Origin of the sequence: Streptomyces sp. NBC_01498 (assembly GCF_036327775.1) — a bacterium.
Lineage (GTDB): Bacteria > Actinomycetota > Actinomycetes > Streptomycetales > Streptomycetaceae > Streptomyces.
Map to the genome: position 1 here is coordinate 3,701,147 of NZ_CP109598.1, position 14,211 is coordinate 3,715,357.

14 protein-coding genes are annotated in these 14,211 nt (G+C 72.6%); 8 read left to right on the plus strand and 6 right to left on the minus strand.

Annotated elements, in window-relative coordinates:
• Window positions 1–128 precede the first annotated feature (128 nt).
• The 3 genes from OG875_RS15775 to OG875_RS15785 all read left to right on the plus strand — a co-directional run bounded on the left by OG875_RS15775 (window position 129) and on the right by OG875_RS15785 (window position 3,133).
• Window positions 129–1,592, plus strand: a complete 1,464-nt coding sequence (locus OG875_RS15775) for a DUF2252 domain-containing protein (RefSeq protein WP_330174872.1) — start codon at window positions 129–131, stop codon at window positions 1,590–1,592.
• A gap of 108 nt (window positions 1,593–1,700) precedes the next feature.
• Window positions 1,701–2,594 carry a J domain-containing protein gene (locus OG875_RS15780; protein WP_330174873.1) on the plus strand — a complete coding sequence of 298 codons (894 nt, stop codon included), beginning with the start codon at window positions 1,701–1,703 and terminating at the stop codon, window positions 2,592–2,594.
• A gap of 194 nt (window positions 2,595–2,788) precedes the next feature.
• Entirely contained in the window at window positions 2,789–3,133 is a 345-nt protein-coding gene (locus tag OG875_RS15785) for a rhodanese-like domain-containing protein (RefSeq protein ID WP_330174874.1), read from the plus strand.
• Between the two features lie 152 nt (window positions 3,134–3,285).
• Here OG875_RS15785 and OG875_RS15790 read toward each other — a convergent pair whose 3' ends face one another.
• The 5 genes from OG875_RS15790 to paaA are packed head-to-tail and all read right to left on the minus strand — an operon-like array spanning window position 3,286 to window position 7,002.
• Window positions 3,286–4,341, minus strand: coding sequence for a 2Fe-2S iron-sulfur cluster-binding protein (locus OG875_RS15790; protein ID WP_330174875.1), 1,056 nt, complete (start codon window positions 4,339–4,341; stop codon window positions 3,286–3,288).
• Window positions 4,342–4,848, minus strand: a complete 507-nt coding sequence (gene paaD / locus OG875_RS15795) for a 1,2-phenylacetyl-CoA epoxidase subunit PaaD (protein ID WP_330174876.1) — start codon at window positions 4,846–4,848, stop codon at window positions 4,342–4,344.
• Complete coding sequence (gene paaC / locus OG875_RS15800; RefSeq protein ID WP_443079118.1) at window positions 4,842–5,708, minus strand: 1,2-phenylacetyl-CoA epoxidase subunit PaaC; 867 nt, start codon at window positions 5,706–5,708, stop codon at window positions 4,842–4,844. The genes paaD and paaC overlap by 7 nt, the downstream gene beginning before the upstream one ends.
• Window positions 5,705–5,995, minus strand: a complete 291-nt coding sequence (gene paaB / locus OG875_RS15805; RefSeq protein ID WP_242574060.1) for a 1,2-phenylacetyl-CoA epoxidase subunit PaaB — start codon at window positions 5,993–5,995, stop codon at window positions 5,705–5,707. Before paaB ends, paaC begins: the two co-directional genes overlap by 4 nt.
• On the minus strand, window positions 5,992–7,002 hold the full coding sequence (paaA, locus tag OG875_RS15810) for a 1,2-phenylacetyl-CoA epoxidase subunit PaaA (RefSeq protein WP_443079119.1): 1,011 nt from the start codon (window positions 7,000–7,002) through the stop codon (window positions 5,992–5,994). Before paaA ends, paaB begins: the two co-directional genes overlap by 4 nt.
• 115 nt (window positions 7,003–7,117) lie before the next feature.
• Here paaA and OG875_RS15815 point away from each other — a divergent pair, with 115 nt between their 5' ends.
• Genes OG875_RS15815 through OG875_RS15825 form a run of 3 tightly spaced genes read left to right on the plus strand, consistent with a single transcriptional unit; the run spans window position 7,118 to window position 10,028 of the window.
• Entirely contained in the window at window positions 7,118–7,957 is an 840-nt protein-coding gene (locus OG875_RS15815; RefSeq protein WP_330174877.1) for a DUF5819 family protein, read from the plus strand.
• Entirely contained in the window at window positions 7,954–9,246 is a 1,293-nt protein-coding gene (locus tag OG875_RS15820) for an HTTM domain-containing protein (protein ID WP_330174878.1), read from the plus strand. Before OG875_RS15815 ends, OG875_RS15820 begins: the two co-directional genes overlap by 4 nt.
• 29 nt (window positions 9,247–9,275) lie before the next feature.
• The gene (locus OG875_RS15825; protein ID WP_330174879.1) at window positions 9,276–10,028 is read left to right on the plus strand and encodes a TrmH family RNA methyltransferase; all 753 of its coding nucleotides are present in this window, start codon (window positions 9,276–9,278) and stop codon (window positions 10,026–10,028) included.
• A gap of 52 nt (window positions 10,029–10,080) precedes the next feature.
• Here the strand turns inward: OG875_RS15825 and paaN are convergent, their stop codons facing one another.
• The gene (paaN, locus tag OG875_RS15830) at window positions 10,081–11,790 is read right to left on the minus strand and encodes a phenylacetic acid degradation protein PaaN (protein ID WP_330174880.1); all 1,710 of its coding nucleotides are present in this window, start codon (window positions 11,788–11,790) and stop codon (window positions 10,081–10,083) included.
• Between the two features lie 242 nt (window positions 11,791–12,032).
• On the opposite strand from paaN, the gene OG875_RS15835 reads away from it, so the two are divergent.
• Together OG875_RS15835 and OG875_RS15840 are read left to right on the plus strand one after the other, a co-directional pair.
• A complete protein-coding gene (locus OG875_RS15835) occupies window positions 12,033–13,562 on the plus strand; it encodes a 3-hydroxyacyl-CoA dehydrogenase (RefSeq protein WP_330174881.1) in 1,530 nt (509 codons plus the stop codon).
• Window positions 13,559–14,155, plus strand: a complete 597-nt coding sequence (locus tag OG875_RS15840; RefSeq protein ID WP_330174882.1) for a TetR/AcrR family transcriptional regulator — start codon at window positions 13,559–13,561, stop codon at window positions 14,153–14,155. The genes OG875_RS15835 and OG875_RS15840 overlap by 4 nt, the downstream gene beginning before the upstream one ends.
• The last annotated feature ends 56 nt before the right edge of the window (window positions 14,156–14,211 follow it).

The following is a 14,211-nucleotide window of genomic DNA, read 5'->3' on the forward strand; positions in this document are numbered from 1 at the left end:
CGGGCCCCGCGAGCCGGGCCCGGGTGGTGGCCGCGGGGAGTTATCCACAGGGGGAGACGGTCTCGTGGTGCGGGAGTACCGTCGTGGGCGGATGATGTGGGGCATGTGACGGGGGAGGCTGACGTGCCATGGGTGAGGACGGTTCGGCGGTGACGGATGAGCGCATTCCGGTGGTGCCGGGCTTCGCACGGCGGGTTCCGCCGGGCAGCGCGCGGAGCACGCGGAAAGAGGCCGGGAAGGCCCTGCGGAAGCAGGTGCCGAGGTCGTCGCACGACTCGCTGACGCTCTCCGCCGGGCGGCCGGACGCGGTGCGGGCCGTCGAGGAGTCGAACCGCGGCCGGGTGCCGGAGCTGGCGCCGCTGCGGGTGGGGCGGATGGCCGCGACGCCGTTCGCGTTTCTGCGCGGCGCGGCGGGGCTGATGGCCCACGACCTGGTGCGGACCCCGGTGACGGGCGCGGGGGCGCAGATATGCGGTGACGCGCACGCGGCGAACTTCGGGCTGTACGGGGACGCGCGAGGCCGTCTCGTCATCGATCTGAACGACTTCGACGAGACGGTGGTCGGTCCCTGGGAGTGGGACGTCAAGCGGCTCGCGACCTCACTGGTGCTCGCCGGGCGGGAGGCCGGCGCCGACGAGGACACCTGCCGGAGCGGTGCGCGGGACGCGGTGGGCGCGTACCGGCGCACGATGCGGCTGCTGTCGAAGCTGCCGGTGCTGGACGCGTGGAACGCGATCGCCGACGAGGAGCTCGTCTCCCACACGGACGCGCGCGACCTGATGGGGACCCTGGAGCGGGTGTCGGAGAAGGCGCGGAAGAACACGAGCGCGCGGTTCGCCGCCCGGTCGACCGAGATCGTGGACGCCGACGGTGACGGTGACGGTGGTGGGAGGGGCGGCCGGGTGGCGCAGCGGCGTTTCGTCGACGCGCCGCCGGTGCTGCGGCGGGTGCCGGACGAGGAGGCGGCGGCGGTCGCCGCGGCGCTCGGCGAATATGTCGACACGCTCTCCGAGGACCGGCTGCCGCTGCTCGCGCGGTACGCGATACACGACGTGGCGTTCCGGGTGGTCGGCACGGGCAGCGTCGGGACGCGGTCGTACGTGGTGCTGCTGCTGGACCACCTGGGCGAGCCGCTGGTGCTCCAGGTGAAGGAGGCGCGGGCGTCGGCGCTGCTGCCGTACGTGGAGGCGGCCGGGTTCGAGACACCGGCGGCCGGGCACGAGGGGCGCCGGGTGGTGTGCGGGCAGAAGCGGATGCAGGTCGTCAGCGACAACCTGCTGGGGTGGACGACGGTGGACGGCAGGCCGTATCAGGTGCGGCAGTTCCGGAACCGCAAGGGGAGTGTCGACCCGGCCGCGCTTCCGGCGGACCAGATCGACGACTACGCGCGCATGACGGGCGCGCTGCTGGCGAGGGCGCACGCGCACAGCGTGGACCCGAGGTTCGTCGCGGGGTACTGCGGCAAGAACGACGAGCTGGACGAGGCCGTCGCCGCCTTCGCCGTCGCGTACGCGGACCGGACCGAGGCCGATCACGCCGAGCTGGTGGAGGCCGTCAGGAGCGGCCGGATAGCCGCCGAGCAAGGGGTCTGAGGGGTACGCGGGCGGCCCGGTCCGGGTTGGGGCCGGGACCTGCGGGGTGCGCGGCGTCGTGGCCGGGGACGTGAGGAGGGCGGGCGGGTTCGCCCGTAGGCTGGACGGGTGACGCAGGACGCCTTCGGGGAGCCGACGACCCGTAACGACGACGAGCAGGACGTGCCAGACGTGCCGGATGCGACGACGGAGACCACCAACGAGGACGCGGACGCCACGGGGGCCGAGCGGCCGGAGGCCCGGCTGGAGCGGGCCGTGCGGGCCGCCGAGCAGGCGCTGATCGAGTTCGAGATCGCGGTGGAGACGTTCCGGGTCGAGGTGGAGAACTTCTCCCGGCTGCACCACCAGCGGCTGGGCCCGATGTACGCGCGGCTGGACGAGCTGGACGCGATGATCGCCGAGGCGCGCGCGGCCCGGTCGGGCGACCCCGAGGATCTGCGCAAGGCCCGTGAGGCGCGGGCGCTGGTGCAGCCGATGCCGGGGGTCGAGGAGCTGTTCCACGACTGGCTGGACTCCGACGGGCTGTCGGCCGAGGCCGCGGCGATGCTCACCGACCAGCCCGTGCAGCCGCCGAAGCGGGTGCGGCCGACCGACGAGGTACGCAAGCTCTACCGCGATCTGGCTCGCAAGGCGCATCCGGATCTCGCTCAGGACGACACGGAGCGGGAGCGGCGGGAGGAGTTCATCACCCGCGTCAACGGGGCCTACGGACGCGGGGACGAGGCGCTGCTGAGGGAGCTCGCCGAGGAGTGGGCGGCGGGGCCGGTCCCCGAGGCGCCGCGACTCGGTGAGAACGAGGAGCTCTACGCCCGGCTGGACTGGCTGGCCAAGCGCAAGGAACTGCTGACGATCGTGGCGCAGGACCTGGAGCAGAGCGCGATCGGCGCCATGCTCCAGATGGCACCGGACGACCCCGACCGGCTGCTGGAGGAGATCGCCGAGCAGTTGCTCGCGGAGGTTTCGGGACGCGAGTCGGAACTGGCCCGGTTGGTGCGGCCGTAGCGCGTCCCGTACGCCAGGCTGTACCTGTCGCGTTTGTCGTGCCGGGCACGGACGCTGTGCCGGGCACGGACGGCGCGTCCGGAGCACGCCCGGCGAGGTGCGGGCAGCCGTTCCGGCGCGCACCTACGGACAGTTCGTCAGGCGTATCCGGCAGACGTATCCCGCAGACACATCTGTATGAGAGAAGGCATCACATGAGTTTCGCCCAGCTGCCCGCGGTGGATGTCGCGGCGGTCCCTTCCGACGGTCTGGTGCTCGACGTCCGTGAGGACGACGAGTGGGCGGCCGGCCATGTCGAAGGCGCGCTGCACGTCCCGATGAGCGACTTCGTGGCGCGCTTCGGCGAGGTGACCGAGGCGGTGGCCGAGGGACGAAGGGCCTTCGTCATGTGCCGGGTCGGCGGCCGGTCCGCGCAGGTCACCCAGTATCTGGTGGGGCAGGGGATCGACGCGGTGAACGTCGAGGGCGGGATGCAGGCGTGGGACGGCGCGGGCTGCCCGATGGTCACCGACAACGGCACCCCGGCCTTCGTCCTCTGACGACCCGGCACTCCCGACTCCGCCTCGGGCGCGCCGACTTGCCGCCCCGGCCCGCACCCTCGGCCCGCACCCCCGGCCGCGCCCGCCGGGTCCTGGTTACGGCCGCCCGGAGCGGTCCGCGGGGTGCGCGGGGTCCGCGTGGGGGCCGGCGCTCAGCGGTCGAAGTCCAACTCGACCTGGGTGGTGGCCGGACGGGACTGGCAGGCCAGGACGAAGCCCGCCTCGGTCTCCTCCGGCTCCAGGGCGAAGTTGCGGTCCATCCGGACCTCGCCGGAGACGAGGAAGGCCCGGCAGGTGCCGCAGACGCCGCCCTTGCACGCGTAGGGCGCGTCGGCGCGGCTGCGCAGCACCGTCTCCAGCAGGGACTCCCCCTCCTGGACGGGCCAGCTGCCGGAGCGCCCGTCGAGCGTCGCGGTGAGCGTGCTTCCGCCGGCGGGCACGGGCCTGGTCGCCGCCGGGGCCGGGGGTGCCAGGGCGTCGTCCACGTGGAAGATCTCCTGGTGGATCGTCTTCCGCCGGACACCGAGCGTGCGCAGTGCCCGCTCCGCGCCGGTGACCAGGCCGAACGGCCCGCACAGGAACCAGCCGTCGACACTGTCCACCGACAGCAGCGCGGGCAGCAGCCCCGCCAGCCGTTCCTCGTCCAGACGGCCCGAGGTGAGCCCGGTCTGCTGTTCCTCCCGGGAGACGACCGTGACCAGCTGGAAGCGGTCCGGGTAACGGTCCTTGAGGTCGGCGACCTCCTCCAGGAACATCGTCGAGGCCACCGTGCGGTCGCTGCGGATCAGACAGAACCGGGCCTCCGGCTCCCGGGCGAGGAGCGTGGAGGCGATCGACAGCACCGGTGTGATGCCGCTGCCGCCGACGATCGCGGCGAAGTACCCGGCGCGCGGCGTGAGCACGAAGCGGCCGGTCGGCTCCATCACGTCGACCGTGTCGCCCTCGGCGAGTTCCTTGAGGGCGTACGTCGAGAACTCGCCGCCCTCGACCAGCCGGATGCCCACGCGCAGCACGGGGTGCTCGTCCGCGGGCGCGCAGATCGAGTACGTACGGCGGATCCCGTCGCCGTCCCCGACGCGGCGCAGCGCGACGTGCTGGCCCGGTGTGTGCCGGAACGTCTCGCGCAGCTCGGGCGGCACGGCGAAGGTGACGGCCACCGAGTCGTCCGTGAGCCGCTCGACCTCGCTGACGCGGAGCGGGTGGAACATCTACAACTCCTTGAAGTGGTCGAACGGTTCACGGCAGACCGAGCAGCGGCGCAGTGCCTTGCAGGCGGTGGAGGAGAACCTGCTCAGCAGTTCGGTGTCCGTCGAGCCGCAGTGCGGGCAGCGGATGGCGAGGGTGAGCGGGACCGGTCCGTCGGTGCTGTGCGGGCGCGGCGGGGCGATTCCGAACTCCGCGAGCTTGCGCCGGCCCTCGGCGCTGATGTCGTCGGTGGACCAGGCGGGGGAGAGCACGGTGACGACGGTGACGTCGGGTATCCCGTGCTCGTGCAGCACCTGTTCGATGTCCGAGGACATCGCCTCGATCGCGGGGCAGCCCGTGTAGGTGGGGGTCAGCTCGACCTCGACCCGGCCGGGGCCGGAGACATGGACCGCGCGCAGTACGCCCAGCTCCTCCAGCGTCACCACGGGCAGTTCGGGGTCGAGGACGGAGCCGGCGAGCGCGCGCAGTTCGCTCTCCAGCGCCGTCGGTTCGCCCGTCCCGGTCACCATGACGCCCCAGGGTGGCTGCGGTGCAGATGCTGCATCTCGGCGAGCATCCGGCCGAACGACTCGGTGTGCAGGCCCTGTCGTCCCGCGCCCGCCCTCCAGGCCCCGGTGCGGGGTCCGCCGGGCACGGTGAGCGTCGCGCGCTCCAGCACGGCGGTGACGGAGGAGAGCCAGCGCTCCTCCAGTTCCCGTCCGTCGACACCGGTCAGCAGCTCGCTGTCCGCACGGTCGGGCCCGGCGTGGTCAAGTCCGGCACGGTCGGGCCCGGCGTGGTCGAGCGCGCCGCCCACCGGTCGGAACATCTCGCCGGTGAACCGCCACAGCGCCGTGCACGCCCGCTGCATCCGCTCATGGCTCTCCGCCGTGCCGTCACCGAGTCGCAGTGTCCACTGCTCGGCGTGGTCCTGGTGGTAGTCGACCTCTTTCACGGCCTTGGCGGCCAGCGCGGCGAACGGGCCGTCCCCGGCCGCCAGCCGCTCGTACAGCAGCCGCTGGTAGGTGGAGAAGTAGAGCTGACGGGCGATGGTGTGCGCGAAGTCGCCGTTCGGCTGCTCGACCAGCTGGAGGTTGCGGAAGGCGCGTTCCTCGCGGAGATAGGCCAGTTCGTCCTCGTCCCCCACCAGGGAGTACAGGATGCGGGCCTGGCCGAGCAGGTCGAGTGCGATGTTGGCGAGGGCCACCTCCTCCTCCAGCTCGGGCGCGTGGCCCGCCCACTCCCCCAGCCGGTGCGAGAGGATCAGCGCGTCGTCGGCGAGGGCCAGCGCCGCGCCGCCGGACCCGCCCCCGGCGTCCGTGCCCGGCCCTGAGTCCGGCTCCGCGTTCGCGTTCGGTTCCGCGTTCGTCTCCGTCGGGGTGGCGCTCACAGGTGACGCACCCCTTCCGGGATCTCGTAGAACGTGGGGTGCCGGTACGGCTTGTCGCCGGCCGGCTCGAAGAAGGCGTCCTTCTCGTCGGGCGAGGAGGCCGTGACCGAGGCGGAGGGCACCACCCAGATCGACACGCCCTCGCTGCGCCGGGTGTAGAGGTCGCGCGCGTTGCGCAGGGCCATCTCCGCGTCCGGGGCGTGCAGGCTGCCCGCGTGGGTGTGTGAGAGCCCCCGGCGGGAGCGTACGAAGACCTCCCACAGAGGCCACTGGGTCGAACCGCTCATGCCGTCGCCTCTTTCCGCGTGTCGCTGTCGCCCGTACCGCCACTGTGCTTCGCCGCGTACGCCGTCGCCGCCTCGCGCACCCAGGCGCCTTCCTCGTGCGCGCGGCGCCGCTGGCCGATCCGCTGTTCGTTGCACGGGCCGTTGCCCTTCAGGACCTCGCGGAACTCGTCCCAGTCGATCGCCCCGAAGTCGTGCTTCCCCCGCTCCTCGTTCCACTTCAGGTCCGGGTCGGGGAGGGTGAGTCCGAGCGTCTCGGCCTGCGGGACGCAGATGTCCACGAACCGCTGCCGCAGCTCGTCGTTCGAATGCCGCTTGATCTTCCAGGTCATGGACTGCGCGGAGTGCGCCGACTCGTCGTCCGGCGGGCCGAACATCATGAGCGAGGGCCACCACCAGCGGTTCACCGCGTCCTGTGCCATCTCGTGCTGCGCCGGGGTGCCCCGGCTGAGGGCGAGCAGCGACTCGTACCCCTGGCGCTGGTGGAAGGACTCCTCCTTGCAGACGCGGACCATCGCGCGTGCGTAGGGCCCGTAGGAGCAGCGGCAGAGCGGGACCTGGTTGGTGATCGCGGCGCCGTCCACGAGCCAGCCGACGGCGCCGACGTCCGCCCAGGTCAGCGTTGGATAGTTGAAGATCGACGAATACTTCTGGCGGCCGGCGTGGAGCTTGTCGAGCAGCTCGTCGCGGCTCGTGCCGAGCGTTTCCGCCGCGCTGTAGAGATACAGCCCGTGTCCCGCCTCGTCCTGCACCTTGGCCATCAGGATCGCCTTGCGCCGCAGGGAGGGCGCGCGGGTGATCCAGTTCGCCTCCGGCTGCATGCCGATGATTTCCGAGTGCGCGTGCTGGGCCATCTGGCGGACGAGCGAGGCGCGGTAGGCGTCCGGCATCCAGTCGCGGGGCTCGATGCGCTCGTCGGCCGCCACGGCCGCGTCGAACGCCGCCTCGTGTGCCGCTGCCGTCATGTCCACCCGCGCCTCCACAGCCGTCCCCACGGTCACTGCCGTCATCCGAGCCCCCTACCGACCGATCGTTCGGTTCATGGACTTCAATGGTCGGTCGGCGGCCCGTAGGGTGTCAACCCTGTGGATAACCGACGGTGGAAAAGACGGGGATCGGGGCGGGATGGATTCGTACGACGACAAGGGTGAGAACCCGGAGCCACCACCCGGCCCCTCGCCCGGCCCGCAGCCGGGCCCACCCCCCGCCTCCTCGTCCGGCGGCCCCTCGTCCGGCCTCTCGTCCGCTACACAGCCGGAAGGCCCGCCGCGCGGTCCTTCACCCGGCCCGCCGCCCGCCGTCTCCCGGGGCATAGCCGGGCTCTCCTTCCCGTACCAGCTGGCCGCCGCGCTCGCTCTCGCCGTCGTCGGGCTGCTCGCCGTGGGCCATGTGGCCATGGTCTTCCTGCACGTCGCCCCGTCCAACACGGTCTCCAAGCAGTACGGCGAGCAGATCGGCGACTGGGTCTACCCCGAGTTCGAGCAGAACTGGAAGCTCTTCGCGCCCAACCCCCTCCAGCAGAACATCGCCGTCGAGGTGCGCGCCGAGGTCGAGGGGCCCGGCGGGTCGCGCCGTACGACCGACTGGATCAATCTGACCGCCGAGGACGGCGCGGCCATCCACGGCAACCCCTTCCCCAGCCATGTCGACCAGAACGAGCTGCGCCGGGGCTGGGACTTCTTCGTCGACTCCCACGACGACAAGGCCCGCCCCAACGGTCTGCGCGGGCAGCTCTCCGAGGGCTATATACGCCGGATAGTCATGCTGCGCCTGGAGGCGCACGACCTCGGCGGGCCCGTCGAACGCATCCAGCTCCGGTCCGTCTCCCGGTCCGTCCAGGCGCCCCCGTGGAGCGGCGAGAAGACCAACACGCGGCCCGGCCACCGGGTCTTCCCGTGGTGGACCGTCACCTCCGGTGATCTGGCCGAAGGCGTCCGCAACGGCCGTACGGAGGACCGCGGATGAGCCGCCACACCCACGAGCCGACCGTCGACCGCAAGGCCCTCCTCGCCCTCCAGCGCGTCACCTCCCAGGCCCTCGGCCCGTACCAGAGCGCGATCGTCCGCATCGGGTTCGCCGCCGCCTGGCTTCTCTTCCTGCTGCGTGAACTGCCCCACCGCCGTGAGCTGTACGGCCCCGGCAGCCCGTGGAGCTGGGACATGGCCCAGCAACTGATCTCCGGCAACGGCGCGTTCACCACACTGATGTGGTCCGACAGCGGCGTCTGGTTCGAGAGCGTGTACGCCGTCGCCGTCCTGTCCAGCGTCCTGCTGATGCTCGGCTGGCGCACCCGCACCATGTCCGTGCTGTTCATGGTGGGCGTGCTGTCCCTCCAGAACCGCAGCATCTTCATGGGCGACGGCGGCGACAACGTCATCCATCTGATGGCGATCTATCTGGTGCTCACCCGCTGCGGCCGGGTCTGGTCGCTCGACGCCCGCCGGGAGGCCCGCGCCGCGCGCGCAGCGGCGACCGGCGGGGCCGCGCCGGTGGACCGGGTCGGGCCGGTCCTGTGGGCCGTGCTCGGTGTGGCCCTGCTGGGCACGCTGCTGGACCGGACCGGCGGCGAGTGGTGGCTGACGGCGCTGCTGTGGGCCCTGTGGGTCTCCCAGGGGCTGTGGTGGGCGGTGAACCGCCACGCGCCCGGCGGTGAGCTGCGCGCGCTGCTGGACGTCGTCGCGAACCTCGTGCACAACGCCACCCTCGTCGTGATCATGGCGGAGGTCTGTCTGATCTACGCCACGGCCGGCTGGTACAAGATCCAGGGCTCGCGCTGGCAGGACGGCACCGCCCTCTACTACCCGTTGCATCTGGACTACTTCGCCCCTTGGCCCGCCCTCTCCGACATCCTGGCGTCCAGCGGTGTGATCGTCATGGCGCTGACGTACGGCACGGTGATGGTGCAGGTCGCGTTCCCGTTCACACTCTTCAACCGGCGCGTCAAGAACGTGCTGCTGGTGGCGATGATGCTGGAGCACGCGGGGATCGCCGTCCTGCTCGGGCTGCCGTTCTTCTCGCTCGCGATGATCGCCGCCGACGCCGTCTTCCTGCCGACGGGTTTCCTGGTCAGGGTCGGCGAGGCGGCGACGACGCTACGACGGCGGTACACCGCCCGGCCGGGGGACCCGGAGCCGCGGGCTCCCGGGGGCTCGGTACCCGACCAGCGCCGGGTGGACGACGGCAAGGCGCTCCCGCACGACCCGGCGCCCCCGCCGCCCTCCGGCCCCGGCACGGACCCCTCGCTGGTGCGCTGACGGCCCGCCCGGCCGCCTACGCTGGCGCGATGAACGACTCCGACGCCGCGCACGCCCTGCGGCTGTGGCACGAGACCGCGCCGGGAGCCGTCGTCCTCGACGGCTTCCACGCGCTGAAGCACGCCCTGCGGTTCGGGGCCGGCGTAAGGCTCGCCGTCACCAGTGACAAGGAGTCCGTGCTCGCCCTCGCGGCCGAACTCGCCGACGACGTGACCGGCACCCTGCGGCGGTGTCTCGTGGAGGTGCCCGCCGCCGAGCTGCGCGCCCTGGTGCCGCAGGTGCACCCGACGCGGGTGGTGGCGCTCGCCGTCAGACCCGGGCGCCCGGAGAACCTGGCGAGGCTGGCCGCCGCCCCCCGGCGCTCCCCGGTCGTCGTCCTCGACAATCCGCGCAACCTCGGGAACGTGGGCGCGGTGGTGCGCCTCGCGGCCGGTTTCGGCGCGACCGGCGTGGTGACCACCGGGGACCTCGATCCCTGGCACCCGAACGTCGTCCGCGCGGGCGCCGGGCTGCACTTCGCCACCGCCGTGGAACGGCTGCCCCCGGACGCGTTCCCCCCGGGCCCGCTGTACGCCCTGGACCCGGAGGGCGCCGACATCCGCGCCGTGAGCATCCCCGACGACGCGCTGCTCGCCTTCGGCTCGGAGCGCCACGGGCTCTCCGCCGAACTGCGCGGGAGGGCCGACACATTGCTGGCCCTGCCGATGCGGCCCCAGGTCTCCAGCTACAACCTCGCCACCAGCGTGGCCATGACCCTGTTCCACTGGGGCGGGCCGAACTGACCGGCGCCCGGCCGCCGTCGGACGGCCGGGCGGCCGGGCCCGGGAGCCGGTGTCACGCCTGGCGGCGGACCTCCACCGTACGGAAGCGGTTGGCCACGAACGCCGCGTCGCACAGCGCCGCGTTCGCCGCCGGGTTGCCGCCGGAGCCGTGGAAGTCGGAGAACGCCGCGGTCTGGTTCACATAGACGCCGCCCGTCAGGTTCAGCGACAGCTGCGCCAGCTCCTCCAGACAGACGTCCTCGACGGCCCGCTCCGTCTCGGCCGACGTCGTGTACGCCCCGACCGTCATCGCGCCCTTGTCCCGCACCGTGCGGCGCAGCAGCTCCAGCGCCTCCTCGGTGGAGTCCACGGCGACCGCGAACGAGACCGGGCCGAAGCACTCGCTGAGATACGGCGCCTCGGAGCCGTTCGCCCCCTCCGCCGCGTCCCACTGCTTGCGCGAGCCGTCGGACGTGACGATCACGGGGGTGCGGACCACCGCGTCCGGGAAGTCCGGGTGGGCGATCTCGCGGGAGGCGAGGGCCACCTCGCCCAGCGCGGCGGCGCCGTCCAGCCTCGCCCTCACATCCGGGTTGACCAGGGCGCCGAGCAGGCCGTTGGCGCGCGCGTCGTCGCCGAGCAGACCGCTCACGGAGGCGGCCAGGTCGGCCACGACCTCGTCGAACGACTTCGGGCCCGCGTCCGTCGTGATGCCGTCGCGCGGGATCAGGAGATTCTGCGGGGTGGTGCACATCTGGCCGCTGTACAGCGAGAGGGAGAACGCCAGGTTGGCGAGCATGCCCCGGTAGTTGTCGGTGGAGTCCACGACGACCGTGTTGACGCCGGCCTTCTCCGTGTAGACCTGCGCCTGGCGGGCGTTGACCTCAAGCCAGTCGCCGAAGGCGGTGGAACCCGTGTAGTCGATGATCTTGATCTCGGGCCGCACGGCCAGGGTCTTGGCGATGCCCTCGCCGGGGCGCTCGGCGGCCAGCGCGACCAGGTTCGGGTCGAAACCGGCCTCGGCCAGGACCTCGCGGGCCACCCGCACCGTGAGCGCGAGGGGCAGCACCGCGCGCGGGTGCGGCTTGACGAGGACCGGGTTGCCGGTGGCCAGCGAGGCGAACAGGCCCGGATAGCCGTTCCACGTCGGGAAGGTGTTGCAGCCGATCAGCAGCGAAATGCCGCGCGGCGCCGTGGTGAAGGACTTCCGCAGCTCCAGGGGAGCGCGCTTGCCCTGCGGCTTGGACCAGTCGGCGTCGGCGGGCGTACGGGTCTGCTCTCGGTACGCGTACGCCACCGCCTCCAGGCCGCGGTCCTGCGCGTGCGGGCCGCCCGCCTGGAACGCCATCATGAACGCCTGGCCGCTGGTGTGCATCACGGCGTGGGCGAACTCGTGGGTACGGGCGCTGATCCGCGCCAGGATCTCCAGGCTCACCAGGGCGCGCGTCTCCGGACCCGCCGCGCGCCAGGCGCCCATGCCCGCGCGCATGGCGGGCAGCAGGACGTCCGGATCGGCGTGCGGATACTCGACGCCCAGCTCGGGGCCGTAGGGCGAGGTCTCGCCGCCCGTCCAGCCGTCGGTGCCCGGCTGGTCCAGGTCGAAACGGGTGTCGCGCAGGGCCTGGAACGCGGCCAGGCCGTCGGCGGGCGCGCTCTCGCCGTACGCCTTCGGGTGCTCGGGATGGGGCGACCAGTAGGCGCGCGTACCAATCGCGTCGAGGGCCCGGTCGAGCGTGGGCCGGTGCTTCTCGGTGAGCTGCTGGGGGCTGAGCTGGGCGGCCATGACGGACCAACTCCTCGTCGAGCTGGGCGGGACGGGGGACATGTACGACTGCGGGACACGAGCGACGGACAGAGTTAGAGTAACCGAACGATCGGTCGGGACAAGGGGGCTGTGGAAAACCCGGCCTGTCCCGTCCGGTGAACGGTCTTGTTCCGGTCGGATCCGGCTGAACACCATGCCGGACCGGCCTCCGGGGGAGGCTCCCGTACCGCGGCGGAAGCTCATACAGGAGGATCGGGTCCATGACAGCAATCGAGCGCTCCCGCGTCGTCGCGGTGGTCGGCACCGGCACGATGGGGCAGGGCATCGCCCAGGTGGCTCTCGTCGCCGGCCACCCCGTGCGCCTCTACGACGCCCTGCCCGGCCGCGCCCTCGAAGCGGCCCGCGCCGTCGGCGCCCGGCTGGACCGGCTGACCGAGAAGGGCCGGCTGGACGCCGGTGCCCGCGACAGCGCCAAGGCCCGGCTGCTCCCCGCCGCCGAACTGACCGACCTCGCGGACGCCGCGCTCGTCGTCGAAGCCGTCCTGGAGCGACTGACCGTCAAACAGGAGCTGTTCGCGGCGCTGGAGGACATCGTCGGCGAGGACTGCGTGCTCGCCACCAACACCTCCTCCCTCTCCGTCACGGCCGTCGCCGGTCCCCTGCGCCACCCCGGCCGTGTCGTCGGCCTGCACTTCTTCAACCCCGCGCCGCTCATGCCGCTGGTCGAGGTCGTCAGCGGCCACGCCACCGACGAGCCGGCGGCCACCCGCGCCCGGGAGACGGCCGCGGCCTGGGGCAAGACACCGGTCCGCTGCGCCGACACCCCCGGCTTCGTCGTCAACCGCGTCGCCCGTCCCTTCTACGCCGAGGCGCTGCGGGTCCACGAGGAGCGGGCCGCCGACCCGGCGACCATCGACGCCGTCCTGCGCGAGTCCGGCGGCTTCCGGATGGGCCCCTTCGAACTGACCGACCTGATCGGCCAGGACGTCAACGAGGCGGTCACCCGGTCCGTGTGGGAGTCCTTCTTCCAGGACGCCCGGTTCACGCCCTCGCTGGCCCAGCGGCGCCTCGTGGAGTCGGGCCGGCTCGGCCGCAAGTCGGGGCGCGGCTGGTTCTCGTACGAGGACGGCGCCCCCGCGCCCGTACCGCACACCGCGCCGCCCGCCGACCCGCCGTCGTCCGTCGTCGTCCGGGGCGAGCCGGCCGGGGCGGCGACGCTCCTCGAACTGATCGAGGAGGCCGGGATCGAGCTCATACGTAAAGAGGACGCGCCCCCCGGACTCCCCGGCCGGCTCGAACTGCCCTGCGGCACCGCGCTGTCCCTCACGGACGGCGCCGCCGCCGACAGCTCCGGCGAGCCTCTGATCCACTTCGACCTCGCGCTGGACTTCCGCACCGCGACCAGGACGGCCCTGGCGGCGTCCGCCTCGGTGCCCGACGAGTCGCTCCGTACGGCCGTCGGCCTCTTCCAGGCGCTCGGCAAGCGGGTCAGTGTGATCGCCGACGTCCCCGGCATGATCGTGGCGCGTACGGTCGCCATGCTCGTGGACTTCGCGCTGGACGCCGAGGCGCGGGGCGTCGCGTCCGCCGAGGACATCGACACCGCCATGCGGCTCGGCGTGAACTACCCGCGCGGGCCGCTCGACTGGGGCACGGAGCTGGGGGCGGGCCGGATCCTGCGGCTGCTGGAGCGGCTGCACGAGGAGTACCCGACGGGCCGGTACGCCGCCTCACGGGCCCTGCGCCGCCTTGCCGCCGCCGAGGCCGTACGGGAAGGGGCGGGCGCATGACGACTCCCAAGCGCGACACGTACACGCCCGAGACGCTGCTGACCGTCGCCGTCGCCGTCTTCAACGAACGCGGTTACGACGGCACGTCGATGGAGCATCTGTCGAAGGCCGCCGGGATCTCCAAGTCCTCGATCTACCACCATGTGACCGGCAAGGAGGAGCTGCTGCGCCGGGCGGTCAGCCGGGCCACGGACGGCCTCTTCGGAATCCTGGACGAGCCGGGCGCCGGGCGCGGCCGGGCGATCGAGCAGGTCGAGTACGTGACGCGCCGGACCGTCGAGGTCCTGATGGCCGAGCTGCCCTACGTGACGCTGCTGCTGCGGGTGCGGGGCAACACCCGGACCGAGCGCTGGGCCATGGAGCGGCGGCGGGAGTTCGACCAGCGGGTCGCCGACCTGCTCAAGGCGGCGGCCAGCGACGGCGACCTTCGCGCGGACATGGACACCCGGCTGGCGACGAGGCTGCTGTTCGGCATGGTCAACTCGCTGGTGGAGTGGTACCGGCCGCAGGGGGCCGGCGGCTACGACAGCCACCAGGTGGCCGAGGCGGTCGTACGGATGGCCTTCGACGGGCTGCGTACCGGACCGGCGTAACCGGCTGCGGGATTCGGCGGCGGTGCGGAACGGCTCCGTCCGGTTCCGGGCCCCGT

Excerpts from the sequence above, each read along its gene's own strand:
- OG875_RS15775 (WP_330174872.1), top strand. The coding sequence starts at position 129 with ATGGGTGAGGACGGTTCGGCGGTGACGGATGAGCGCATTCCGGTGGTG.
- OG875_RS15785 (WP_330174874.1), top strand. The coding sequence starts at position 2,789 with ATGAGTTTCGCCCAGCTGCCCGCGGTGGATGTCGCGGCGGTCCCTTCC.
- OG875_RS15790 (WP_330174875.1), bottom strand. The coding sequence starts at position 4,341 with ATGTTCCACCCGCTCCGCGTCAGCGAGGTCGAGCGGCTCACGGACGAC.
- paaD (WP_330174876.1), bottom strand. The coding sequence starts at position 4,848 with ATGGTGACCGGGACGGGCGAACCGACGGCGCTGGAGAGCGAACTGCGC.
- paaB (WP_242574060.1), bottom strand. The coding sequence starts at position 5,995 with ATGAGCGGTTCGACCCAGTGGCCTCTGTGGGAGGTCTTCGTACGCTCC.
- paaA (WP_443079119.1), bottom strand. The coding sequence starts at position 7,002 with ATGACGGCAGTGACCGTGGGGACGGCTGTGGAGGCGCGGGTGGACATG.
- OG875_RS15815 (WP_330174877.1), top strand. The coding sequence starts at position 7,118 with ATGGATTCGTACGACGACAAGGGTGAGAACCCGGAGCCACCACCCGGC.
- OG875_RS15820 (WP_330174878.1), top strand. The coding sequence starts at position 7,954 with ATGAGCCGCCACACCCACGAGCCGACCGTCGACCGCAAGGCCCTCCTC.
- OG875_RS15825 (WP_330174879.1), top strand. The coding sequence starts at position 9,276 with ATGAACGACTCCGACGCCGCGCACGCCCTGCGGCTGTGGCACGAGACC.
- paaN (WP_330174880.1), bottom strand. The coding sequence starts at position 11,790 with ATGGCCGCCCAGCTCAGCCCCCAGCAGCTCACCGAGAAGCACCGGCCC.
- OG875_RS15835 (WP_330174881.1), top strand. The coding sequence starts at position 12,033 with ATGACAGCAATCGAGCGCTCCCGCGTCGTCGCGGTGGTCGGCACCGGC.
- OG875_RS15840 (WP_330174882.1), top strand. The coding sequence starts at position 13,559 with ATGACGACTCCCAAGCGCGACACGTACACGCCCGAGACGCTGCTGACC.